General features: G+C 41.5%; 17 protein-coding genes and 1 riboswitch. Of the genes, 2 read left to right on the top strand and 15 right to left on the bottom strand.

Annotated features, from left to right (window positions below; all coding sequences use genetic code 11):
- From KJK34_RS06345 to KJK34_RS06325, 5 genes are read right to left on the bottom strand one after another with little or no spacing between them, the layout of a single operon-like run.
- Nucleotides 1-2,007: a DUF3858 domain-containing protein gene (locus KJK34_RS06345; protein WP_223053017.1), complete on the bottom strand. Its 2,007-nt coding sequence runs from the start codon at nucleotides 2,005-2,007 to the stop codon at nucleotides 1-3.
- Nucleotides 2,008-2,038: 31 nt separating this feature from the next.
- A complete protein-coding gene (locus KJK34_RS06340; RefSeq protein WP_223053016.1) occupies nucleotides 2,039-3,934 on the bottom strand; it encodes a DUF3858 domain-containing protein in 1,896 nt (631 codons plus the stop codon).
- Nucleotides 3,935-3,984: 50 nt separating this feature from the next.
- Nucleotides 3,985-4,437, bottom strand: a complete 453-nt coding sequence (dtd, locus tag KJK34_RS06335; protein WP_223053015.1) for a D-aminoacyl-tRNA deacylase — start codon at nucleotides 4,435-4,437, stop codon at nucleotides 3,985-3,987.
- Nucleotides 4,437-5,393: a ribosome small subunit-dependent GTPase A gene (rsgA, locus tag KJK34_RS06330; RefSeq protein WP_223053014.1), complete on the bottom strand. Its 957-nt coding sequence runs from the start codon at nucleotides 5,391-5,393 to the stop codon at nucleotides 4,437-4,439. Before rsgA ends, dtd begins: the two co-directional genes overlap by 1 nt.
- Before the next feature lie 48 nt (nucleotides 5,394-5,441).
- Nucleotides 5,442-6,533 carry a bifunctional 3-deoxy-7-phosphoheptulonate synthase/chorismate mutase type II gene (locus KJK34_RS06325; protein ID WP_223053013.1) on the bottom strand — a complete coding sequence of 364 codons (1,092 nt, stop codon included), beginning with the start codon at nucleotides 6,531-6,533 and terminating at the stop codon, nucleotides 5,442-5,444.
- 67 nt (nucleotides 6,534-6,600) lie between these two features.
- Between KJK34_RS06325 and gldA the strand changes: the two genes are divergently transcribed.
- Nucleotides 6,601-7,509: a gliding motility-associated ABC transporter ATP-binding subunit GldA gene (gene gldA / locus KJK34_RS06320; protein ID WP_223053012.1), complete on the top strand. Its 909-nt coding sequence runs from the start codon at nucleotides 6,601-6,603 to the stop codon at nucleotides 7,507-7,509.
- Here the strand turns inward: gldA and KJK34_RS06315 are convergent.
- From KJK34_RS06315 to KJK34_RS06280, 8 genes are all read right to left on the bottom strand, one after another.
- Entirely contained in the window at nucleotides 7,506-8,249 is a 744-nt protein-coding gene (locus tag KJK34_RS06315; RefSeq protein WP_223053011.1) for a head GIN domain-containing protein, read from the bottom strand. The two genes, gldA and KJK34_RS06315, sit on opposite strands and share 4 nt — an antisense overlap.
- On the bottom strand, nucleotides 8,246-9,349 hold the full coding sequence (locus KJK34_RS06310) for an acyloxyacyl hydrolase (protein ID WP_223053010.1): 1,104 nt from the start codon (nucleotides 9,347-9,349) through the stop codon (nucleotides 8,246-8,248). The genes KJK34_RS06315 and KJK34_RS06310 overlap by 4 nt, the downstream gene beginning before the upstream one ends.
- The gene (locus tag KJK34_RS06305; protein ID WP_223053009.1) at nucleotides 9,349-11,031 is read right to left on the bottom strand and encodes an RDD family protein; all 1,683 of its coding nucleotides are present in this window, start codon (nucleotides 11,029-11,031) and stop codon (nucleotides 9,349-9,351) included. Before KJK34_RS06305 ends, KJK34_RS06310 begins: the two co-directional genes overlap by 1 nt.
- Nucleotides 11,032-11,084: 53 nt before the next feature.
- Nucleotides 11,085-12,041 carry a methylenetetrahydrofolate reductase [NAD(P)H] gene (gene metF, locus KJK34_RS06300; protein ID WP_223053208.1) on the bottom strand — a complete coding sequence of 319 codons (957 nt, stop codon included), beginning with the start codon at nucleotides 12,039-12,041 and terminating at the stop codon, nucleotides 11,085-11,087.
- A gap of 90 nt (nucleotides 12,042-12,131) precedes the next feature.
- Nucleotides 12,132-16,418 (bottom strand): methionine synthase, encoded by a 4,287-nt coding sequence (metH, locus tag KJK34_RS06295; RefSeq protein ID WP_223053008.1) that lies wholly within the window; start codon nucleotides 16,416-16,418, stop codon nucleotides 12,132-12,134.
- Nucleotides 16,419-16,535: 117 nt separating this feature from the next.
- A riboswitch (SAM riboswitch) is annotated at nucleotides 16,536-16,642 on the bottom strand.
- 90 nt (nucleotides 16,643-16,732) lie between these two features.
- Nucleotides 16,733-17,254: a hypothetical protein gene (locus KJK34_RS06290; protein WP_223053007.1), complete on the bottom strand. Its 522-nt coding sequence runs from the start codon at nucleotides 17,252-17,254 to the stop codon at nucleotides 16,733-16,735.
- A 99-nt stretch (nucleotides 17,255-17,353) separates the two neighbouring features.
- On the bottom strand, nucleotides 17,354-17,791 hold the full coding sequence (locus KJK34_RS06285) for an OsmC family protein (RefSeq protein WP_223053006.1): 438 nt from the start codon (nucleotides 17,789-17,791) through the stop codon (nucleotides 17,354-17,356).
- 450 nt (nucleotides 17,792-18,241) lie between these two features.
- Nucleotides 18,242-19,414 (bottom strand): hypothetical protein, encoded by a 1,173-nt coding sequence (locus tag KJK34_RS06280; protein ID WP_223053005.1) that lies wholly within the window; start codon nucleotides 19,412-19,414, stop codon nucleotides 18,242-18,244.
- Between the two features lie 227 nt (nucleotides 19,415-19,641).
- On the opposite strand from KJK34_RS06280, the gene metK reads away from it, so the two are divergent.
- Nucleotides 19,642-20,892: a methionine adenosyltransferase gene (gene metK / locus KJK34_RS06275; RefSeq protein WP_223053004.1), complete on the top strand. Its 1,251-nt coding sequence runs from the start codon at nucleotides 19,642-19,644 to the stop codon at nucleotides 20,890-20,892.
- 73 nt (nucleotides 20,893-20,965) lie between these two features.
- Here metK and KJK34_RS06270 read toward each other — a convergent pair whose 3' ends face one another.
- Nucleotides 20,966-21,457 carry a hypothetical protein gene (locus KJK34_RS06270; RefSeq protein WP_223053003.1) on the bottom strand — a complete coding sequence of 164 codons (492 nt, stop codon included), beginning with the start codon at nucleotides 21,455-21,457 and terminating at the stop codon, nucleotides 20,966-20,968.
- Between the two features lie 118 nt (nucleotides 21,458-21,575).
- Nucleotides 21,576-24,323, bottom strand: coding sequence for a TonB-dependent receptor (locus KJK34_RS06265; protein WP_223053002.1), 2,748 nt, complete (start codon nucleotides 24,321-24,323; stop codon nucleotides 21,576-21,578).
- Nucleotides 24,324-24,336 lie beyond the last annotated feature (13 nt).

The following is a 24,336-nucleotide window of genomic DNA, read 5'->3' as shown; positions in this document are numbered from 1 at the left end:
TTAGTTATTTTTTGCTAAAACTATTTTTTCATTTTGTTTTTCGATCATTTTATCGAAAAAGTTTTTAATAGTAGGATAGTAATCCTGAGATATTGATGCATAATTAAGTTCTACCATTGCCCTTACCTGCACCTGGTTCTGCACCTGCACCACGTTATACCTGAATGTACCGATATTTTCTTCCATAGCAAGCGCCAGTGCTTCGGGAACTGACTCTATATGGTAACCTTCAGGACAGTTAAAAGTGATTATATACCTTTCCTGCCTCGGGAAAATAAAATCTACAGGATATTCACGCTTTTCCTGTTTAAACGGATTTTCAGTTTCGCCAAGGTAAAGCATAGGCTTTATATATATTTTATCGCCAATTACATCAGTCATGCCGTTGTGCTTAAACTCATATTCTTCATTAACCGGTTTTGATAAATCTTTATCTTCCGGCACTGTATAATTATCCAGTTCAAGCCCTGCATATGCTTTCTCAATTTTTTCCATGCGGCTTTCTTTACTCATCCCCAAAAATGCTTCACGGAATATATAAGCATTATAATGCTCATATTGCCTTTGCGCCTTACCAGCAATTTGCCCGTTGTTAGTAACAGAAACTGTAAGGACGTTTGCCTCTTTAGAATGTTGGGTAGGTACCATTTGAATCAGGGCAGAGCTACCATCCTGCTTTATAAGCCTGCCCGTCCAGTTAAGCGCACGTATTGGTAAAATGCCGGGCACGGCAGATTTAGAAGTAGCATCCAGTAAAACAGTTCTGTCACCCAGGTTTACCGCAGTAACCACATAATCAAAAGCGGCACGGCTGGGAAACAAAGCTATTTTAGAAGACCTTGTTGTAACCAGCACCGGGTTAGCATCCAGCTTTGCATAACGAAGCATAGCTGTAAGCATCAGGTTAATCTCCGCATCATTACCTGCTCTTTCGGCATAGGATTTTTTAACACCTTTATCGCAGTGGTAACCGTAGTTACCGTTCCAGTTCATGCGCTCCCGTACATAGTAAAAAAGGGCAACCAGTTTCTCTTCGGGAGAAGATAACCCATTGAGCAAAGCATTAATATCATCTTCAAAATATCCTGTTTTCTTTAACTCGCCTCCAAAATCTTCATTATCATAAATTGTTTTTGCCACATCTTCCCAAGAAGAAGAATATGATTTTATGGGGCTGTTAGGATACTTTGTATAAGTAATTTCATGCTCAATGCTGGATGCATAGTTCTCAATATTATTTACAAAAGCCTCATCTTTAAGCGCAGGCAGGTCCTGCATCTCATATTTTACGATGTTATCTACATAGTCTATCTTGTTGGTATTGATTTCAGAAGGCCTGTTTTCGACACGTTGTGTGTTGGTCAGGGTTACCGACTGGCTTTTGGTAGATTTTGTAACCTTTGGCGCAAAATAGCCCCTGAAATTGGGCGTGTAGCCTAAGTATTCCGGTATCCTTGTAGTGTAAGCCGAATAATTTACAGGTATGCCGTGCTGGAATTTCCATTCAGGAAAAATATGAATGAAAGGCGATACGATTTTGTACCTGTATTCTACAATACTCCCTTCTTTAACATCGGGCATTACAATTTTTTTAAGCCTCCAGTTCTTATTTACCTCTTCTGTAAACTCTCCTTCATTTTTCAGTTTGGTCTTCTTTATACTGTTACCTTCAAGATTGTAGGTATAGGCTTTAGATATATCTACACTTTCCCTGTTAGAGCCGGCATCATAAAAAGAAATACTCCTGTTAGCCCATTCATAGCCGTCTTTAGTGTAAATTTTTATTTTCATATCAACCTCAGTAACCAAAATAAAACCATCCCTTTGAGAATATGTCATATATGTTTCACCTTTACTGAAAAGTATTGCGGCCGGAGCCGAAGGATCTTTAGGGTGGCTCTTCTCTTCAAGTTCCTGCCTGGTTACTTCGCCCAGCTCATAAGTTTGGGCCTGTAATACGGCAGAGCAGGCAATAAGTAAAAAAAAGTAAAGTAAATACTGTTTCATTATTCGTTAAGTGTTGGTGGTTTCAGGAGTTTTATTGTTTTACAAGTACCATTTTAGCGTTATCATTCCTGGCAATTTTATCGCAAAACTGCCTGTAGTTTTCATATTCGGTGTTATCATACCTGCCTTTATAGAGATGCATAGAACGCTTGTATGTAACCTGGTTGCCTGTTATTATGTATTCGGCTTTATACTCGCCAAACTTATCTTTAAAAATCATGTTTTCCGGCTTTGCTTCTACTGTAAAGCCTTCAGGCAGGTTAATGGTTATTTCATCTGTATCATAGTAACCTGTGCCAATCTCAAATGGTGCTTTCCTGTCTCTGTAGCGTTGCGGCACACTAACGGACTGGTTAAATGCATTAACCGCAAAAATCATCCTGTTGCCGCTGATGTTACCATAACCTGCGGCCTCTATAGCTAAATCTTCTCTAAGCAGCTGTTTATCCTTACTGTTGTTTACCTTAATGTTTTTGAACTTTATATTATTAATATAACTGAACCTGTTCTTGTACTTTTTATCAAGCTCATCAGGAGACAGGAATTCATAACCATACTTATCATTATACTGCAGGCCTGCCGATGTAAAAGTTACAGTACCTTCTATTGTGCCATCCTGCTTTATGGTATATGCACCTTTAGAGTTTTGAGAATTGTTTTTATCATCATATACATGAGTGCGTACAAGCTCACTTTTTTCAGGCTTTACCAACAGTGCTGTCCTGTCGTCAGTAAAACTGCCCTGAAAGCCGAACGGCAGTTGCTGACTGGTACATTCCAGCCACACTAAATCTTCATTGTTTGGTATGGCAAGTATAACGTGGTTGCCCTGCATGCTCACAAAATCTTCACGCAGGCTGCGTGCGCGCCTGTCTCCGTACACTACAGCATAATAAGATTCCACTCCGGCTGCCTGTAACAAAGCCCTTGTATAGTTGGTAAGCGCTTTACAGTCGCCATAGCCAAGCCTGTCAACATCTTTAGCTGGCATTGGCTTCCAGCCGCCAATACCAAGCTGAATGCTTATGTAGCGGGTTTTGTTCTGCATATACTCATATACAATTTTTGCTTTTCCCAGTGGGGTAGCCGCACCTGCCGTAAGTGCTTTTATCTTTACGATGGTTTCTTCGGGCAGCTCTTCAGTACCTTTCAGCAGGTTGTTGTACATCCATGTACCAAAAGCTTCCCAGTTTGAAGCTTCGCCCTCTACACCCTCAAGATTAAACTTATCGAGCCCGAAAAGTACATGCGGCATTATCTGTAAAAAATAAGGGGAATAATCTTCAGAACGTCGTGCCGGCAGGTTTTCTACGCTTAAAGCAAGTACACCGGGCTGCTCCTGCTTTTTCAGGATACCTTCATCAAAATTATAGGCTTTATATTTAAAACCCAGTGAAGTATCGTGATTAATGGTAACAGACGATTTTTCTGTGCTTACATATAAGCCCTCCAGTGGCATCCATGATGAAATGAAGGCGGTATTAGATGTTTCGGTTTCGCTTGTATAAACTATTGTGTAAGGGTATTGTACAGGAGTATAGTCCAGATACAGGATGCGATTATCAGTCAATATTGAGCCTTCCGACAATGACCTGTCGCGAAAATCTTTCTTCTTTATTTTTTTAATCTCTTTACCGAAAGCATCATAAATTATGGCTTCTATAGATTTTATTTTTGTAGACTTATCAAAAAATTCTGAAGCGTCTATATAATCATTACCATAATCGTTAAGTACTGTTACAATCCGGCTTGTTTTTACTGACATTGATTTTCTTGAGCTTATGGTAATTTCTTTGTTATACGAGCGTATAACAGCATTGGCATTTTCCCGTAGCTCCTGAGGTATGGAGAGTACTGATAAGTCTTGTTGGGAGTAGGCATTAAAAGCAATAAATAATAAGAAAAGGATGGGTTTTCTTAAAAACATGTTAAATAAATTTCTCCAAAAATAGAAGAATTTCCCAAATCCTGAAATTATTACTCCCTGTTTTTACTATCTATTAATATAGTAACTGGGCCGTCATTAACGAGCGCTACCTGCATATCAGCACCAAACCTGCCGGTTTGTACAGGCTTATTAATGAGCTGCCCAAGTTGGTCAACAAAGGCTTCATAAAGCGGAATGGCCACCTCCGGCCTTGCTGCTTTTATATAGCTTGGGCGGTTGCCTTTTTTGGTTGCGGCATGAAGCGTAAACTGGCTCACTACAATAACTTCTCCATCTACATCGGTAACGGAAAGATTCATAACACCTTCGGCATCATTAAAAATCCGCAGCTTTGCAATTTTAGCGGTAAGCCATTCAATATCTTCCGCAGTATCGGCATCTTCTACACCTAAAAGTATAAGTAAGCCCTGCTTAATGGCAGCTACCGTTTCGCCTGCTATGGTTACAGATGCACTATTTACCCTTTGCAGTACTACCCTCATTACTCTTGCTCGTTTTTACCCTCACCATAAATATCGGTGCGGTAGGTTTCATCATCGCCCTCAAGCATTTGCAGGTAACTGCGGTAGCGCGACCATGCCACCTCATCGTTATCAAGTGCATCCTTAACAGCACAATGCGGCTCTTCCTTGTGCAGGCAGTTGTTAAACTTGCAGTCTTCCTTTAATGCAAAGAATTCAGGGAAATAATCTCCTATTTCATCAGGCTCCATATCTACAATACCAAAACCGCGTATACCGGGTGTATCAATTATTTTTGCATCAAAATCAAGGTCAAACATTTCGGCAAAGGTCGTGGTATGCTGCCCCTGGCTGTGTTGTTCAGATATTTCTTTTGTTTTGAGGTTTAAAGAGGGCTGCAAGGCATTTACAAGGGTGGATTTACCCACACCTGAGTGTCCCGAAAACATACTCACGTTGCCCTGCATTTCGGCTTTAAGTGTATCAAGGCCCTTTCCTTCCGTAGCAGATACCTTAAGGCATTTATAACCGATGCGGCTGTAAATAAACTTCAGGTAAAGCATTTCATCTTCTGCCTCTCTTGTATAAGTATCAAGTTTGTTGAATACCAGTATGGCTTCTATATCATAGGCTTCGGCTGTTACCAGGAACCTGTCTATAAAACTGGTAGTTGTAGGCGGATTGTTAATCGTAACAAGCAGGAAAAGCTTATCTATGTTTGATGCAATTATATGCACTTGCTTAGAAAGGTTTACCGATTTACGGATAATATAATTTTTCCTTTCGTGGATATTAGTAATAACACCGTTGTTATTTTCTTCAACATCAAAATCAACTACATCGCCCACCGCGACAGGATTGGTGCTTGTAATTCCCTTGATACGGAATTTACCTTTAATGCGGCATTCATAAAATGTGCCGTCATCAACTTTAACGGTGTACCAGCTTCCGGTAGATTTATAAACTAATCCTGTCATACCGCAAAGATAAGCAGTTTAACCCATAGCTGTGTTAAAAGACAATTGTTACTCATTACCGCTGTTTATTATCTTTTCCTGGTGGCTGATGCTTTCCTGATGTATGGCTTTAAAAAGCAGGTTTATAAAATCTTCGCTCAGTCCCTTTTCAGTACCCATTGCCATCATCCGTTCCTTAACTTCCTGCCAGCGCTTGTTTTGCAGTACCACAACATTATTAGCTTTTTTAAGCGCACCAATGTCTTCGGCTATTTGCATACGGCGGCCTATGGCTTCCAGCATTTTTGTGTCATATTCATCCATGCGCAGCCTGTAATTATTAAGCTGTGTGTTAAACTCATCCGTATCATCCGATTTTTTGCGCAGCACAAGGCTTTTAAGTATTTCTTTCAGTACCTGTGGCGTTACCTGTTGTGCCGCATCGCTCCATGCCTTGTCGGGGTTGTTATGGGTTTCAATCATAAGCCCGTCATAATTAAGGTCAAGCGCCTGTTGAGATACCTGCTGTATCATATCCCTGCGCCCGGTAATATGGGAGGGGTCGCATATAATGGGCAGGTCAGGATAACGCCCGTGGAGTTCTATCGGTATCTGCCATTCGGGTATGTTGCGGTATTTTGTTTTCTCATAGGTGGAAAAACCCCTGTGCACCACACCCAGTTTGGTAATGCCTGCATTATAAATACGCTCTACACCGCCAAGCCACAGGGCAAGGTCGGGGTTTACGGGGTTTTTTATCAGTACTATTTTATCTGTCCCTTCAAGCGCATCGGCAATCTCCTGAACTGCAAAAGGGTTAACGGTAGTGCGTGCCCCTATCCATAAAACATCTATATCGTGCTCCAGTGCCAGCTTAACATGGTTGGCGTTTGCTACCTCAACAGCCATCATAAGCCCTGTTTCGGCCTTTGCCTTTTGCAGCCACTCAAGCCCTATAGCGCCAACACCTTCAAACCCTCCAGGGCGGGTGCGCGGCTTCCATATCCCGGCACGGTATATACTTACATCGCTGTCTTTTAGCTGCCTTGCTATATCCAGCACCTGCTCTTCGGTTTCGGCACTGCATGGCCCTGCTATTACCAATGGGTGAGAAAGCCCGAATGCTTCAAGCCATTGTTTTGTTCCGCTGTAGTTTTCCATCTTCTTGAGTATAATGCAAAATTAGCTAATTCTTACTACTTTTGTTCAAAACTAATGCCATAAAACCATGTCGATAGAGGTACAGGATATTACTAAAAGCTACGGGACGCAAAAGGCGCTCGATGGTGTTTCGTTTACAGTGAACAGGGGTGAAATTGTAGGCTTCCTGGGGCCAAACGGTGCGGGTAAATCTACCCTGATGAAAATACTTACCACCTATTTAACCGCAGACGAAGGTAACGCTATGGTAAACGGTGAAGATGTTTCGCAAAACCCGAAAGCCGTGCAAAAATCTGTTGGTTACCTGCCGGAGCACAATCCTCTGTACCTTGACCTGTATGTACGTGAGTACCTTGCCTTTAATGCAGATGTGTATAAAGTGGCTAAGGCAAGGATAGAAGAAGTAATAAACCTTACCGGGCTTACACCCGAAGCCAATAAAAAAATAGGGCAGCTATCTAAAGGATACCGCCAGCGCGTGGGGCTTGCCGCTGCGCTGCTGCACGACCCGGAAGTATTGATACTGGACGAACCCACAACGGGGCTTGACCCGAACCAGCTTGCCGAAATACGCGAACTGATAAAAAACATTGGCAGGAATAAAACCGTATTTCTTTCAACCCACATTATGCAGGAGGTTGAAGCCATTTGCGACAGGGTAATTATTATAAACAAAGGTAAAATTGCAGCCGACCGCAAGATTACCAACCTTACCGAGAGTAAAGAGCAGGTTATTGAGGTTGAGTTTGACAATCGTGTAGAGGAACAGCTTATACAACAGATTCCGAACCTGAAAGAATATCGCAATACGCATGATTTTAACTGGCTGCTTAGCTTTTCTACCGAAAAGGATATGCGCCCTGTTATATTTGATTTTGCCCATGATAATGGCCTGAAAACGCTGAAGCTGAACCAGAAGAACAAAAGCCTCGAGGCTATTTTCAGGGAGATGACCAAAGACGAAGAACAGGATTAATTATAAATTACACGCCCGGTATATAAACGTTCTACGTCTACTAAAGGCGGTTGGTTTTTTAAAATAAGGTTTCCTGTTGAGTATAATGTACCTTTAACTTCCTGTTGCGGGTTAGTTATAATATCATTAGAGCTACGGTGGAAGACCCACACTTTTTGAGCAATAAGGTTGGCCCCGTTAAAACGGGCATCTCCTGAATAAAAACTAACAGAAAGTTCTTCCGCGTTGCCTGTAATATCATAATAACAAGACTGGTTATCTTCTACGGACAGTTGCTGCACATCAACATTTAACTCGAACGTCCCCGAAGCGGTTTCGCTGTTTAAACCTGACTGCAATGCTAAAACTGGGTAAGTAAGCACCCCATCTGACTTTACTGCAAATTGCGACGCAGAATATATACGCGATAAAACCGGTGTGGTTACATATACAGTTGTACTGTTATAGTCTCTCGTCCAATTGCAGTTATTGCTGTTGGTAATAAACAAAGTCCCGTCTTTAACTTCGGCAGTAATAAACTCTTTAAGGTTGGCACCTGTATGTACCGTAACTTTTTGCACTGCTTCCTGTTTTATTACAAGCTCTATTCCCGGAGAAATATGTATCGCGTTAAATTCGGTAACAGATATATCATACATAACCTCATCCCCTGCAGCGCGAAAGCATTCAGGTGCGTTTTCGCTGTTACAGCCTGAAAGCAGCAGGCCTATAAATACAATTATAAAATATACCTGTTTCATAATCTTACCCCTATTCCAAATTCCAGTACTTCAGCCTTGGCGCCGTGTGTTTTTAACGATATTGCCCCAAAAACTTTTTTTGCAAAATAATACTTCATCCCTACCCTTTGGTACAGGCTTCCTGTAGAATTAAAGGGTTCGTAAACGTACAGCCCCGCCTGCCCTTCTACCGACAAATTATTGATAAAAAGTTCATAACCTGCAAAAACACCGACTTTCCTGTAATCGGTATCGGCATCTACATTCTCTTCAGGATAGGCAACCGATTTAAATTTTATATACTCCTCAAGATACTTGGGCCAGAAAACATCAGCGCCAAGCTGAAAGGCACTTTTGCGGCTGATGCGCTTATCGGCATAAACAGATAGTGCATAATAGGGCTTTTGTCCGCTGCCAATTACATCGCTCTCATTCCACCCGCCCCTGAAGGCGATATTGAATTTAAAGGGCTCACTATAATCAATACTGTCAGCCACACGGGGTATGTAAGTATTATCTTCTTTTCGGTTGAATGTATAGGTAAGCCCCGCGTTTACCGCTAATGTATTGGTACTGGTATTAGGAGCTTTCATACTTGCATTACTATGGTGAATAAAAGACAAGCCAGCCTGCACCCCAAGCCCCTGCCATATATCCTGCCTGCTGTAATTAAGCATAAAATAAGTACTGGGCATTAAATGGGCGCCATAGGCATAATTCCTGAAATTGGTTTCCCTGTCATACGGGTTGGTATTGTAAGCGAGTCCCTGCCCTATTCGGAACATCAGTTGCCTGTTAAAGAAGTAAAAGCTGTAATGCCCGTAAAGCCCGTACATTTCGCCCAGGCTTTCGTTCTTCATATCTTCATAATGAAACGAAAAGCCATAATCGGGATAATTATAAGTGCGCTCCCACTCTTCCCTGCCGAACGTTTTGCGATTAAAGCTAATGATAACCCCTTCAGGATGACCTGTTATAAGATGCTGTATGGACTTGCGGTGTGGAATGATATTGCCGTAAAAGTAGCTGGCATCTGCACTAAATTTGCCGTTCGGGGTTTCCTGGGCAAAAACAACTGCTGAAAATAACAACAGGTAAAAATAGTTTAAGCGCTCCAACATTATTTGATTCGTTTCATTTCAGCGTCCCTAAAATCCGGGCCGCTGCCTTTTACTGTATAGACCTGCACCCTGTTTAATGAATCCTTAAATGTCAGTTCTGCTTCAAACTCGTCGATCTCTTCAGTGGTTGCATACATTGTCAGGTCTCCCATCCCATATCGCGATGCAGCAATACGTGCAGGCAATGGAGGGTGCCATTGTAAGTTTACCTTGTCGGAAATTTTTACAAGTTCAGCAGCCCATCCTTTATTCGTAATGTTGATATTAAGGTTTTTCATATCGCCATTCGGATTGACATAAACGTTGTTAAGGACTATATTGGGTGCAAACCATTCCGAAATATCAGAAAGTACATAATTCCTGCCGTTGTTTAATATTGGTTTGCCTTTATTATTACCGTATATATCATCCTCCTTATATTCTGTATCTATGGCAGCCTTAAGCTGCTTTTTAGAGATTGTAAATTGGGGCAGGCTGTCTTTTTTAGCAGAATAAAACCTTTCAACTTCATACTGGTCGGTACTGTAGTTATTAAAGTTGTCATTAGCATCAATATAGGTAAAAGTGATACTGTCACCGTCAATCTTTTCAACTTTAAGGAATGATTGTTCTTCAATAAATCCTTCAATAAGCGTTATGAAATATTTATCTGTAAGCTTATCCAGCCCTGATAGAAGTTCCTCTTTATTATGCTCAAATATTTCCATATTTCGCTTTTTATACTGCATCGTCCGGTAGGCTTCAAGGCCTGCATAAATGCCACCACCAAGCACAGCATATATCGGAAATATAAGAAAATAGGCTGCTCCGCTTGCTCCTTCCCGTTTCTCATTTACAACATAGGTATCAGACCAGCTATCGTGCCAGAGATTCCCGAAAACAGAAAATGCTTCAAAAGGCACTAAACGGGTTGTACTTCTTATAAACAACTGCTTAACAGATGGTTTGCCACCATCTGATGTTACTACCCTTGTACCGGTTAACATTTTACCGGGTGTAGCCTGAAATACAAGTTCAAAAATAAAATAGTACAGCACTTGCAGAAACGCTATAAAAAGCATTAATATAATTTGCGCCACTACCTCTCCACCGGGTTCTCTTGCAAACGAACGCATAAACCCTGAAAAAACAAGCTCTTTGAGATAGGGAAACAGTATAAGCACCATGATTGTAAAATCGGCGAGCCTGTTAACAACCCTTTTCCATTTTGATGCTTCTACAAGCGAATCAAAATCATTTTTTACTACAACTTCTAACGGTACTTTTTTTTGAAAATACCTCAATATAAAATAGGCAAGAGCACCCCAGGCAAAATAGGCAACTACAGCTAAAAGTATAAACCAAATGTATTGGGAATCAAAGCCTTTAAAAATCTCGATAATCAGCGCTATGAATATTATTAAAAGCCACAGTACTTTAGAAAACAGTATCAATGAAAAAACATAACGTATAAGCCGTTTTTCTTTGCCGTTTTTTAAAAGGAGGAGGCCGCCTGTAAGCAACAGCATATTAAAAAATACATTTATGTAGTTAAGGCCGCTAAACCTGAAAATAATATCAGGGATATTTACACCCATCAGGTTAATATAAAGCCCTCCTGCTACACCCCTTGCCATAATAATATCGATAGTTAAGCCTATGATGGCCACAACTATGCTTACAAGCGCTATTTTTTTTCTCATCATTTAAATTTGCCCAAAAATAGCAATTTAAACACAGCAGATTAATGTTATCATTAAAATACAGCTTTTGCCACTGCCCTGATATTATCTGATTTACCCATAGAATAATAATGCAATACAGGTATGCCCTCTGCTATAAGCTCTTTGCTCTGGCTGATGCACCATTCTATACCCACCTGTTTTACCGCATCATTATCTTTGGCGCGCACTACTTCCATAATAAGCTCATCGGGTAAATCTACCTTAAAGCGGTGCGGTATCTGGTTGAGTTGTTTTTTGGTGGATATTGGCTTTAAACCGGGTATTATGGGCACAGTAATACCTTCTTTCCTGCATTTGGCTACAAAATCAAAGAATTTTTTATTGTCGAAAAACATCTGTGTAACAATATAAGTTGCCCCGTTTTTTATTTTCTGCTTCAGAAAATAAATATCGCTGTCAAGGCTTGGTGCTTCCATATGCTTTTCGGGATAGCCTGCCACCCCAATGCAAAAATTGGTAGCAGAGGTATTCTGTAAATGATCATCAAGGTAAATCCCTTTGTTAAGATTGTCAATTTGTGTAACCAGTTCGGTTGCATATTGGTGGCCTTCTTTTTCAGGCTTAAAGTATATTTCACTCTTGACGGCATCACCACGAAGTGCCAGTACGTTTTGAATGCCTAAGAAGTCGAGGTCTATTAAAAAGTTTTCGGTATCTTCTTTGGTAAAACCACCGCATAGTATATGCGGAATAGCATCTACTTTATACCTGTTTTGTATAGCTGCACAAATACCCACTGTACCCGGGCGTTTTTTAACCACGCGCTTTTCGAGCAGGCCGCTTGGCAGCTCTTTATATTCATATTCCTCACGGTGGTAGGTAACATCTATAAACGGAGGGTTAAACTCCATCAATGGGTCTATACTGTCAAAAATACTCTGAATGTTTTGCCCCTTTAATGGCGGCAGTATCTCAAAGGAAAATAAGGCTTTCCCGTTTGCTTTCTCTATATGTTCTGTTACTTTCATGAGCCTCCCCAACCCCTCCAAAGGAGGGGCTTTATATTATTTCTTTTCTATTATTATTTCCAATTTATCACGAGTTTCCGGTGCCGCGGATTAAGGGGCAGTATTCGGCCCCAGCCATTTGTTTGCCTGCCCTATAGTAATGCCGCGGCGTTGTGCATAATCAGCTACCTGATCGGCCTTGATTTTTCCCAATCCGAAATACCTGCTTTCAGGATGTGCAAAGTAGTACCCCGATACTGATGCTGCAGGCCACATGGCGAGGCTTTCCGTTAGTTTTACACCTGTATTCTGTTCGGCATCCAGCAACTTCCAGATAGTCGTCTTTTCCAAATGGTCAGGACAGGCAGGATAGCCGGGCGCTGGGCGTATGCCTTTATATTCTTCTTTTATCAGGCTTTCGTTGCTAAGGTTTTCACCTTTGGCATAACCCCATATTTCCTTCCGCACTTTTTCATGCAGGTATTCGGCAAAGGCTTCTGCAAGGCGGTCGGCAAGCGCTTTAACCATAATAGCATTATAATCATCATGCGCTTTTTCATATTCGGCAGCCTTTTCATCAGCACCAAACCCTGTAGTAACGCAAAACATACCTATATAATCCTGCTTGCCACTTTCTTTTGGCGCAATAAAATCGGCCAATGCAAGGTTAGGCGCGTCCTTTGTTTTCACTGATTGCTGGCGGAGGGTTAAAAGCCTCCCTAACCTCTCCAAAGGAGGGGCTTTAACGTCCGGTTCGGAAATTCCCCCTTTGGGGGTTAGGGGGCTTACCTCTATATCATCGTCATTAACCTGACTGGCAGGAAAAATACCATATACCCCTTTTGCTTTAAGCCATTTTTCCTCTACAATTTTGTCCAGCATTTGCCGGGCATCTTCATAGAGCAACTGTGCTTGGACGCCTACAACCTCATCTTTAAGTATTTCGGGATATTTACCATGTAAATCCCACGTGCGGAAAAAAGGCGTCCAGTCAATATAAGGGATAAGGTCTGCAACCTCCGGGCTTATGGTTGCAACACCAATAAAATTCGGTTTGGCAGGTGTATAATTATCCCAGTCCAATTGCAATTTGTTTGCCCTTGCCTGTTCTATAGTAAGGTACTCTTTTTCGCGGCTACGGCCCAGATAGCCCTCACGTAACTCATCATATTCTGCCTTTAATGCCCTGGCATACTCCTGCCTTGTTGCTTTGTTAAGCAGGTTTCCTGCCACGGTAACAGCACGCGAGGCATCGTTTACATGCACAACCGTTTCTCGGTACTCAGGGGCAATTTTAACCGCAGTGTGTGCACGCGATGTTGTTGCCCCGCCTATCATCATCGGTATGCTGATATTGAGTTTATCCATTTCTTTGGCCAGGTACACCATTTCGTCCAGCGATGGCGTTATCAGGCCACTAAGCCCTATAATATCTACTTTTTCTTTTACAGCGGTTTCTATGATCTTTTCGGGCGGAACCATAACGCCCAAGTCTATAATCTCGAAATTATTACAGGCCAGCACAACCGATACTATATTCTTGCCGATATCATGAACATCTCCTTTAACAGTAGCCATGAGGATTTTGCCTGCCCCCCCCGCCCCCAAAGGGGGAGCTTGAATGTCGGAATCAAGAGTTCCCCCTTTGGGGGCGGAGGGGGCTTTATCGGTAACTACGGTCAATACCCTATCTAAAACAGAATCTATACCCGATAAAACCTCATCATTCGTAAACCGAATAACTTTGAATCCCTGCTCTTCCAGCCATTCTGTTCTTTCTGCATCGCTAGCTTTATTATCAGGTAGTTGATGTATTAGTCCATCTACCTCAATAATAAGGTTTTGCTTCAAGCAAATAAAATCAGTTATATAATTGCCTATTATATGCTGCCTCCTGAATTTATAACCTTCGAGTTTTTTACCGCTTAATGCGTACCATAAAAGCTTTTCAGCTTCAGTAGGCTTATTACGCATTTGTTTACAAAACTCCTTCAGCAATTTATAATTTGCAGGGTTAGCCGTTTTCCAATGATAAGCGTCAATATTCGTAGCATTTTTAAGCCTCCCCAACCCCTCCAAAGGAGGGACTTGACCTGAGTTTTCTTTAGCTCCCCCTTTGGGGGCGGGGGGGGCTTGATTTATATAAGGCAGCAAATAAGCTACAGCTTTCTTCATCACCCTTGCCGATTTTACTACTTGTGGCAGGAACATTTTACCGCTTCCAAAAAGGTCGCCCACCACATTCATGCCCGCCATCAGGTTAACCTCTATTACTTCAATAGGCTTTGCAGCTTGTAACCGTGCTTCCTCCACATCCTGCTCTATAAACTCATCTATGCCTTTAACCAGGGCATGAGTAAGCCTTTCCTGTACAGGTAGCGTGCGCCATTCAGCCTCTCCCCCAGCTCCTTTCCCTGAGAGAGGGGAGCCCATATCGCGGATTTTTTCGGCGAAGGCCAGTAAGCGTTCGGTAGCATCATTGCGCCTGTCCAGTAATACATCTTCTACATATTCTAAAAGCTGTTTATCTATCGCATCATAAACCTCTAACATTTCGGGGTTTACAATACCCATATCCATACCATGCTGAATGGCATGGTACAGGAAAGCCGAATGCATGGCCTCCCTTACCCTGTCGTTACCACGAAAGGAAAACGACACGTTGCTTACGCCACCGCTAACATGTGCATAGGGCAGGTGTTGCCTTATCCATTTTGCAGCGTTAAAAAAATCAACGGCATTTTTGCGGTGCTCCTCCATACCGGTTGCTACCGGAAATATATTCGGGTCGAAAATAATATCCTGCGGCGGGAAGCCAACCTTGTTTACCAGTATGTCATAACTGCGTTTACAGATATCAATACGTCTTTGGTAGGTATCGGCCTGGCCTTCTTCGTCAAACGCCATAACAATTACAGCGGCACCGTAACGCTTTATTTTTTTGGCATGGCTGATAAATACTTCCTCTCCCTCTTTAAGGCTGATGGAGTTTACTACGCTTTTACCCTGCGTTACCTTTAACCCCGCTTCTATAATTTCCCATTTAGAGCTGTCTATCATTACCGGCACGCGGGCAATATCAGGTTCAGAGGCAATTAGGTTCAAAAAGGTAGTCATTGCATGAACGCCGTCCAGCATTCCTTCGTCCATATTAATATCAATAATCTGTGCCCCGCCTTCTACCTGTGCACGTGCCACTTCAAGCGCTTCCTCATATTTTTCTTCGCGTATAAGGCGTAAAAACTTACGCGAACCGGTAACATTGGTACGCTCGCCTATGTTGATAAATGCAAGCCCCTCATCCCCCGAAGTGGGAGTTTCACTATAAGGACGATAAGATAAAAATAACGGTTCAAGGCCGGAAAGTTTTAACCCGACATCCTGCCCCCCCAACCCCTCCACAGGAGGAGCTATGCTATTTGATATTGGGGAACTTACCGCTTCCGCAATAAGCCTGATATGCTCCGGTGTGGTGCCGCAACAACCGCCAATTATATTAACAAGGTTATCATTAAGATATTCCTTAATAAGCTGTTGCATCTGCTCCGGTGTCTGGTCATACTCGCCAAAAGCATTTGGCAACCCTGCGTTGGGGTGCGACGAAATGTTTAGCGTGGTATTTAATGCCAGCCTTTTAAGGTAAGGCTTTAGCTGATCGGCACCCAGTGCACAGTTAAAACCGATACTTAACAACGGGATATGCAATATTGAGATAAGGAATGCTTCAACGGTTTGCCCTGAAAGCGTTCTTCCCGATGCATCGGTTATCGTACCGCTTACCATGATTGGGATATTTTTACCCAACTCTTCCTTTACTTCTTCAATGGCAAAAAGGGCGGCTTTAGCGTTTAGGGTATCAAAAATGGTTTCTACCAAAAGTAGATCTACGCCACCGTCTATTAGTGCCCTTACCTGCTCTTTGTAAGCAGTAACCAGTTCATCAAATGTAATGGCGCGGAAGCCCGGGTTGTTTACATCGGGGCTCATGCTCGCGGTACGGTTGGTTGGGCCAATAGCGCCTGCCACAAAGCGGGGCTTTTGGGGGTTGGCAGCGGTAAATGCATCGGCTACTTCGCGGGCAAGGCTCGCCGACTCATAATTGAGCTCATATGCCAGGTGTTCCATGTGGTAATCGGCCATGCCTATGGTCGTGCTACTAAAGGTGTTGGTTTCGGCAATATCAGCGCCGGCTTCAAAATACAGCCGGTGTATTTCTTTTATAGCGTGCGGCTGCGTGAGCGACAGCAAGTCGTTATTGCCTTTAAGCGGATAAGGGAAATCTTTAAAGCGCCCGCCGCGAAAATCTTCTTCGGTAAATTTGTAGCGTTGCAGCATGGTGCCCATAGCGCCATCAAGCACCAGTATGCGGTTTTGCAAAGCCTTTTCTATTTCTGACATAACAATATTAGTTCAAAGTTTAATGTTTAAAGTTCCTTATTGGGACTTCAAATCTTAACGAACCGTTATGTCATCAAAAAAAGTGGGGCAGGAATATTGCCGATGGCAATATTGCTTGTGTTATCTATCCGCATTTACTGTGGTAGAATGTAGCACCTTCTTTAAAGATTAAAGGGTTGCTAAGGCTTCACCGGGTCTATTCCCTCCGCCTTTCATGATAACATAATCAGTGTGTATAAGAACACTGCAAATTAATGGAATAAAATTTTATCGGGCAAATTTTATAAATAAAGAAATGCAGGATAATATTATAGTCAGATAACTTTCTCTTTCTCCGCAATACTGATAACACTCTCAAACAACTTCTCCGCTATTGCTTTCTTGCCTCCCGGCTGTTGTGGCAGTACGACATACTCCAGCCCGCGGCTGTCGGCGAGGAACTTTACACCTTTGCCAAAACTTTCCGGCAGAGTCTCAAGCTTTTCGTTTACCGATATAATACTGAAACCGTTTCTTAGCAAATCAAGATATTCCCCCGGCAGGTCTTGGCTTGCTGTAGCATCTATGGCTATCAGGTTTTCCATGCTGTAGGCTTTTATAAAGTTGAGTACATCATCCATTTTAAACGGTATGCCGAATTGTATAAAATTGGCTTCCCATGAGTAATTAACACCCTCTTTTTCATAAAAAGCCACGGTGCTGTTGGTTATTATGGGGAACCTTATATCGAGCCTGCGCTCCAGCACAAGGTCTTTCCTGTTCTTTACTACTTTATTAATTAGGGCGCTGCCGGCATTACCTATACCAAACAGTACTATATTTATCCTTTGGGTCATGATCTTTACTAATTAAAAAGAAAGGCTGCCGGGTGGCAGCCCTTCAGAAATAAAACAAACAAACAAAAAACAACTTATGAACAACTAATCTTATCTAATTTATACGTAGGCATACTCCCTGTGCAGCACAAGTTCTACCGGAGTATTGTTAACCAGCATATTGTAGGCAGGGCTGCGCTGCTGTACCTCGGCAATCCATTTTTGAAGGATTTCCTGAGAAACGGCTGCCGCGGGTTTCAGCTTGATCTCTATTTTACTAAAGCCCGGCTTTTGCCTGTTGGCAGGGGCTTCATTAAGGTTACCTGTAATTTCTATTTGCAGCGAACGCAGCGGTATGCCCTGCTCTTTTGCCACCTGCTGCCCAAGTGCGTTTATGCACCCTGCAAAGCCTGCAAGCAGGTACTCATAGGGGTTGGGCCCGTCAAGTTCCGGATATTGGGCATTTTGGTTCATCCTTAAATCGGTATTAAGCGTTTTTACTACAAACTGCCTGCTGTTGCCAGTGTAGCCAAGTACATTTATGGGTGTTGCATTCATAACTATTGGTATTAACTGATGATTAAAACTAAAAAAGCCCCTTCTGGATGTGTTACCAAAAGGGGCCGAACCTTAAATTATATACTAAAATTAATTTGTTCGCTTTGGTAACGGTATATACTGCTGCTGCATCCATGTAATACAAGTATTATGGCAGCGGTAAGTAGCGTTATGTGCGAAAAATGTGTTCATTTTAAATTGTATAATAACCTTAACAAAAAAAAGCCCCTGCTTTGTGCAGGGGGCTTTGTATTATATGCTTGCTGATATGTACTACAAGACAATACTTCCCCCTGCGGATATAGTCCACATTGTATGACAGAAGTACTGGTGAATATTACATTTCATTTTTTTAACTGTATTTTGTTGTAACAAACTTCCGAACTATTTCAATACAAAACAAGATAAATTTTCAATTTTAACATTTGACCTCCATCTATGGGAACTCATCTAATAATATTCTATTCTTCGCTTAGTAACCTCTGTCACCTTCAAATCTTTGTAATTTTTTCCTTCTCTGTGCTCGCTTTTAATCCAGTTTCCCTTTTTATCATAACGATATTCAAATGTTTCAATTTTAACCGGGTCTCCATTTTCGGTGAGGTATTTTTTGAGTACAATATTTTGATGTTCGTCGTATTTAGTAACCTCCGTTTTGTACCTTTCAAAACCTAAACTTCTATATTCACCTACAACTTCAACATCTTTTATTATATTGCCATATTCATCATATTCATATTTAAAATGGTAACCTAATTCAGGTTCATTCTCTGGATAAAGATAATAACCTATGGATTCTGTTTTATTACCTTTTTCATCATAAACATAAATTTGGTCAGTATTATGAGGCGAAAATTGAGCTAAGTCGAATTTTTTTATGAGTTGGTTTTTATCGTTATAAATGTATCCAAAAAGCCCGCGATAATTGCAAGTATCCAGCTCTTTAGGTATGTAACAACGACCTTCCTCCACCAAATTATTCAGGCTGTCGTACCTGAATATTTCTTCTTCTCTAAAACTCTTCCTGTAATTTTTTGTATATACTAAAATAAGATTACCTGCATCGTCATAACTATATTCTTTTGACTCATTCCTATAGTTATCTTTATCCTTTTCAGTTTTTTCGTCATAGTCGCTAAAACCACTATACAAGTACTCAATTACACTTTTAATCCTGCCGGATGCGTAATAACCCGAAATGATTTCTTTAACCAAAATACCCGACATATAATGCTTTTCAAGAACCCTGTTTCCGGAAGAGTCATACGAAAAAACCTCACCATCTTTCTCCGGGCCCACATTCAGAGCAGATAGTAACTTTCCATTTTTAAAGATATAGTGATACTTCTTCCCTTCGAGACTCATTCTAAAAGCATTTAGTCCCTGTGTAGTTTCTAAAATATCAAGGGGTTCTCCGTGTTCATCAAAAAGATAGGTTCTGCTCTCCATAGGTCCGCTGGGCTTTCGGTGAACTTCAACCTTAAACTCTTTTACTTTACCGAACAAATCTATATCTACTCTTCCATATCCCTCAAGCGAAAGGGAAGTTCGAATCTGGCTTGCCATTGTAACAGGAACCAGTAATAAAGGGAATAGTCGGCAGAAGTATTTAAAACTTGTCATATTTTAAAGTTGGTATCCGTCAAATATAATACATCTGTTTTAAGTACGTTTCTTAAATCAGGCTGCATATTTTTCATATTCCAAATACCTTTCATACATTTGCACCGTAAACACAGAGGAAAGATTTGTACTGATTGCAACCTCATTAAAAAATGCTAAAGCAGGATATTCCTCCCCTTTAGCGTAATGCTGCGCAATCTTTTCTCCCCAAAACATTTATTTATACTATGGCATATTTATTTACGTCAGAATCAGTGAGCGAAGGGCATCCTGATAAAATTGCTGACCAGATATCGGATGCACTTATTGATAACTTCCTGGCATTTGACCCGGAAAGCAAAGTAGCCTGCGAAACGCTTGTAACTACCGGACAGGTAATACTGGCAGGCGAGGTAAAATCTAAAATTTATCTTGATGTACAGCAGATAGCACGTGATGTTATCAGGAAAATTGGCTATACCAAGAGCGAATATATGTTTGAGGCTAATTCCTGCGGGGTGCTTTCGGCAATACACGAACAGTCTCAGGACATAAACCAGGGAGTTGACCGCCAAAGCAAAGAAGAACAGGGTGCGGGCGACCAGGGTATGATGTTTGGCTATGCCACCAACGAAACCGAAGACTACATGCCGCTTGCGCTAAACCTTTCGCACAAGTTGTTGCAGGAACTGGCAGCACTGCGCCGCGAAAGCAAAGAAATAACGTACCTGCGCCCCGATGCCAAGAGCCAGGTTACGCTGGAATATGATAACAATAACAAGCCGGTGCGCATAGATGCCATTGTTATTTCTACCCAGCACGATGATTTTGCCGATGAGGCAACCATGCTTGCCAAAATAGAGAAAGATATTAAAGAGATACTTATACCGCGTGTTATAAAAAACAACCCGCAGTATGCACACCTGTTTAACGATACAATTAACTACCACATAAACCCTACGGGTAAATTTGTAATTGGTGGCCCGCATGGCGATACCGGCCTTACCGGAAGAAAAATTATAGTAGATACCTATGGCGGTAAAGGTGCCCACGGTGGTGGGGCGTTTTCTGGTAAAGACCCAAGCAAGGTTGACCGCAGCGCGGCCTATGCTACCCGCCACATTGCCAAAAACCTTGTAGCTGCAGGCATAGCCGATGAGATACTGGTACAGGTATCTTATGCTATCGGTGTGGCAAAACCTATGGGTATTTATATAAACACTTATGGCACCGCAAAGGTTAACCTTACCGATGGTGAAATAGCTAAGAAAGTAGAGCAGCTTTTTGATATGCGTCCTTACTTTATAGAGCAGCGCCTAAAGCTGCGTAACCCAATTTACAGCGAAACGGCTGCCTACGGGCACATGGGCCGAAAGCCACAAACCGTTACCAAAACCTTTACCGCACCGAATGGTGAAGAAAAAACCGTAGAGGTTGAACTGTTTACTTGGGAGAAACTGGATTATGTAGAAAAAGTAAAAGAGGCTTTCGGATTATAATAAAACCTTATAGATAAAAATGCCCCATCAGTTGATGGGGCATTTTTTATGTTTACTTTTTAAGCTTTAACGATTAAAGCGGGCAATAGGTTACTTCAAAAGTACCGTTTATGCTGTTTTCGGTTTCATCAAAACCTCCGGCCATTATCCTGCCTTTAACCATAGTTTCAGTCATTTCGGTAATTTCAACTTCAGCATCAAGCGAGCCTTCAAAGCTGTCACCATTCACATCCCTGAACTGTACTGTTACTTCGCCATCCTGCCTGCTGTAAGAACCTACTGCTGCCGGAACTGTTATCCATATTGGCTGCTCGTTAGTATCGTCGCAGGTAATATCACTTTCGCTAAGGTCGATGTTAAGGCTCTCTACACCGTTAAGAGTGATTGGAGTTGCAGTACCACCGCCTAAATCGAAATCTTCATTGTAAATAACTCCTGATACAGGATTGTTTGAAAAGCCGTCTGAATTGTTGTTGTTGTTGTTGTTGTTGTCTGAAGAATCGTCATCAGAACAAGAAACCATCAGGGCAGCAGCTACAATAGCTGAATAAAAAAACTTCTTCATGTGGGTATAATTTTTTTGTTTAATGCGGCAAATATATTGATAACCCAAAAGCGACAAAGTTTTAATCTAATATTTAACTTAATTTAACTTTTTTATAACATTCAAAGAATTAATGATGTTAAAGATCATATCGTACAGTAAGCAGCAGGTAACGCGGCTGTACCCTGTATCTTGACGTATAGGTAGAGAATTGGTTAAAGCTGTCATCGTTAAGAGATGTAGTATTTAAAAGGTTAGTACCTCCAACCTTAAATTCCCAATGGCTGTCTTTTTTGCGGTACATAATTTCGGCACTTAAAAAATCATATTCGTTGTCTGATGTCCTGTCACTGTTAAAATAATGGTTATAATTATACTCTGCCTTTATTGTAAAAGCATCCCAGAAAAAATAGTTAATATTAGCAAACGGCCTGTGGTTGTAAAACTTATTATCGGCATAATCATTCAGGCTGTATTCAAAACCTACTTCTATATTAGGGAATTTCCTGTAGGTGGTTGCAAGGCTGGCTGTATAGTTATGGCTTACCTGTTCATTTACCTGCCTTATCGAATTATCTATAGTAGCATCAGTTCCTGAAAACTCACTGTCAAAACGGAAGTTATTAAACCTGCTCCATGATATTGAAGCATTTAATGATGCTTTATAAAAACGGGCAAAATTACGGTTGTAGCCTGCAAAAGCTGTAAAAGTTTCATCTGCAAAAGGGGAATTCTCTACTGTGCGCACCTGGTTAATACCATCAAATGCAGCTATGCTTTTAACGGCATCCATCTGCTTGGTGTAGGCAACACTACCATAAATCTGCGTAAAGTTGAACATATCATAACGGAAGTAGCTAAGGCTGTGGTTTTGGTACAGCGAGCTTTCAAGATCCGGGTTACCCCTGAATAATGACTGGTAGCTGTTAAGTATATAACCGCGTGCAAAGTTGGCAACATCTGTAAACTGGTTAGTCATGGAGTAGTTGTAAATAAGCCTTTCCATTTTACGAATCTGGTACTGTGCAAAAACATCGGGCAATATCCTGAAAAAATTATTATTTACAGTAGTGCCTGCCTGATCATTTTTCATGCTGTAGGCATGGAAGCTTACACCAGGATTTAATTCAAATTTTCCTTTTATAAAGCGATAGTGCACGCCCACGAAAGCATCATTAAATACAAAACTTACGTCATTTTTAGTACTTGTATCCATTTCATTCACCTCGCCGTTGTCAAGTATCTGGAATATATCCGAATTAAAGTTCTGATACGAGTACGTATTGCCAAAGGTTATGTTAAGGCTGCTCTTATCGGTCACCATATAGTAATAGTCGAGCTTAGCATCTGTTTTATTAGTGGTTACGAAGCGCTTTTGCGAAAGGTCATAACGTCCGGCAGGTAAAAGTCCCAGGTTTAAACCTGATTCTGATACAGAAGGAAACGGATTTTGAGCGAGATTGGCATTATACAGCGGGTCTTCGTCCTGATACAGGTGCTGTGCCTCAAAAGCAAATATATTCCGTTCGTTCAGCGTATAATAAATGTTTGCATTCTGGTTAAACGAAAAAGGATTTTGCCTTTTGTCAGTATAAATATCCTGGCTCTGCTCTGTTTCCGGAGTTACAGTTGTAAGTAACTCGTTCATCTCTTTTTGGTCTGAAGTTTTAAGAAAAGCATCATAATCAAACTGAAAGTTTGCATTAGGTTTGTAGCTTGAACTTAACTTGAAGAGTGCAAAATCATTTCGCTGCTCTGCTGTTTCGCGGGTGTCCTGTATCGTTTCAGGCTCACCTGTAAGCGGGTTTAGCAATGTATTACGGCTAACGGTTTCCATATCGGTAAGCGAGGAATTTATAATACCAAATCCGCTAAGTGTCCAGCTCTTACTGGGGTTGTAGGTAAAGTTTGCCGCCCCGAATTTTGTTTCTATCTCCTTTGCCCTGTTATTACGCAACAACGAAATACCTATATCATTGGAACTAACATTGAAAGAGGTACCTCCTCGCTTCATTAAATTCCTGAAACCGCCGGTAAATTTAAAATAGTCCTGTGCTGTAAGCGGCAGTTCGCCCGTATTGTTGATGTTGCCGATAATGTTAAGACTGTATTTGGGGCTGTAGTAAAATATTTTCGGGGCTACAATATAGCGCTCACCTTCGCCTATGCTGGCACCCGCACTCATATCTCCAAACCAGAAGTTCTTCTTGCCATCCTTCAGCTTTATGTTCATGGCAACATTATCTTCATTATTCTGCACCCCGCGAAGTTGCCCTATCTCATTATAATTGCGAAGCACCTCAACTTTGCTAACGGCATCAGCCGGAATGTTTTTAACCCCAAGCTTTGTATCGCCATCAAAAAAGTCTTTGCCCTCTACCATCAGCTTGCTCACTTTTTTGCCTTCTACCTCTATTTCGCCGTCTTCGTTAACCTCTACCCCGGGCAATTTTTTCAATACGTCCTCCAGCTTACGCTCAGAGCCGTTTGTAAACGAATCAGAGTTATATACAATGGTATCGCCTTTTATAGTTACAGGCATTTCATGCACAATTTCAAGCTCTTTCATTTGTATGCCCTGCTGCAGGGTAATATCTTTATCGATATTGGCAGTACCTGTGGTAAGTTCTTCCTCAAAAGGGGTATAGCCTATAAAACTTGCTTTTAGCAGGTAAGTGGTATTTGCCTTAAGCGCAAGCTGAAATTTACCCGCCTCATTGGTTATGGCATAAGATTCCATATTTCCGGTAGCTTTTTCTACCGCCATAACGTTAGCCATCTCCAGTCCTACACCTGTAGAGTCTTTAAGCACACCCTGCACACGTATGTTTTGAGAATAAAAATTTACAGAAAATAATAAAGCTAAAGCAATTAATACTGATTTCATTAGGTTGTTTTGT

This window comes from Flavobacterium coralii (genome assembly GCF_019891545.1).
Taxonomy (GTDB): domain Bacteria; phylum Bacteroidota; class Bacteroidia; order Flavobacteriales; family Flavobacteriaceae; genus Flavobacterium; species Flavobacterium coralii.
This window is presented reverse-complemented; position numbering and strand designations above follow the sequence as displayed.

Excerpts from the sequence above, each read along its gene's own strand:
- KJK34_RS06345 (WP_223053017.1), bottom strand. The coding sequence starts at position 2,007 with ATGAAACAGTATTTACTTTACTTTTTTTTACTTATTGCCTGCTCTGCC.
- KJK34_RS06340 (WP_223053016.1), bottom strand. The coding sequence starts at position 3,934 with ATGTTTTTAAGAAAACCCATCCTTTTCTTATTATTTATTGCTTTTAAT.
- dtd (WP_223053015.1), bottom strand. The coding sequence starts at position 4,437 with ATGAGGGTAGTACTGCAAAGGGTAAATAGTGCATCTGTAACCATAGCA.
- rsgA (WP_223053014.1), bottom strand. The coding sequence starts at position 5,393 with ATGACAGGATTAGTTTATAAATCTACCGGAAGCTGGTACACCGTTAAA.
- KJK34_RS06325 (WP_223053013.1), bottom strand. The coding sequence starts at position 6,533 with ATGGAAAACTACAGCGGAACAAAACAATGGCTTGAAGCATTCGGGCTT.
- gldA (WP_223053012.1), top strand. The coding sequence starts at position 6,601 with ATGTCGATAGAGGTACAGGATATTACTAAAAGCTACGGGACGCAAAAG.
- KJK34_RS06315 (WP_223053011.1), bottom strand. The coding sequence starts at position 8,249 with ATGAAACAGGTATATTTTATAATTGTATTTATAGGCCTGCTGCTTTCA.
- KJK34_RS06310 (WP_223053010.1), bottom strand. The coding sequence starts at position 9,349 with ATGTTGGAGCGCTTAAACTATTTTTACCTGTTGTTATTTTCAGCAGTT.
- KJK34_RS06305 (WP_223053009.1), bottom strand. The coding sequence starts at position 11,031 with ATGAGAAAAAAAATAGCGCTTGTAAGCATAGTTGTGGCCATCATAGGC.
- metF (WP_223053208.1), bottom strand. The coding sequence starts at position 12,041 with ATGAAAGTAACAGAACATATAGAGAAAGCAAACGGGAAAGCCTTATTT.
- metH (WP_223053008.1), bottom strand. The coding sequence starts at position 16,418 with ATGTCAGAAATAGAAAAGGCTTTGCAAAACCGCATACTGGTGCTTGAT.
- KJK34_RS06290 (WP_223053007.1), bottom strand. The coding sequence starts at position 17,254 with ATGACCCAAAGGATAAATATAGTACTGTTTGGTATAGGTAATGCCGGC.
- KJK34_RS06285 (WP_223053006.1), bottom strand. The coding sequence starts at position 17,791 with ATGAATGCAACACCCATAAATGTACTTGGCTACACTGGCAACAGCAGG.
- KJK34_RS06280 (WP_223053005.1), bottom strand. The coding sequence starts at position 19,414 with ATGACAAGTTTTAAATACTTCTGCCGACTATTCCCTTTATTACTGGTT.
- metK (WP_223053004.1), top strand. The coding sequence starts at position 19,642 with ATGGCATATTTATTTACGTCAGAATCAGTGAGCGAAGGGCATCCTGAT.
- KJK34_RS06270 (WP_223053003.1), bottom strand. The coding sequence starts at position 21,457 with ATGAAGAAGTTTTTTTATTCAGCTATTGTAGCTGCTGCCCTGATGGTT.
- KJK34_RS06265 (WP_223053002.1), bottom strand. The coding sequence starts at position 24,323 with ATGAAATCAGTATTAATTGCTTTAGCTTTATTATTTTCTGTAAATTTT.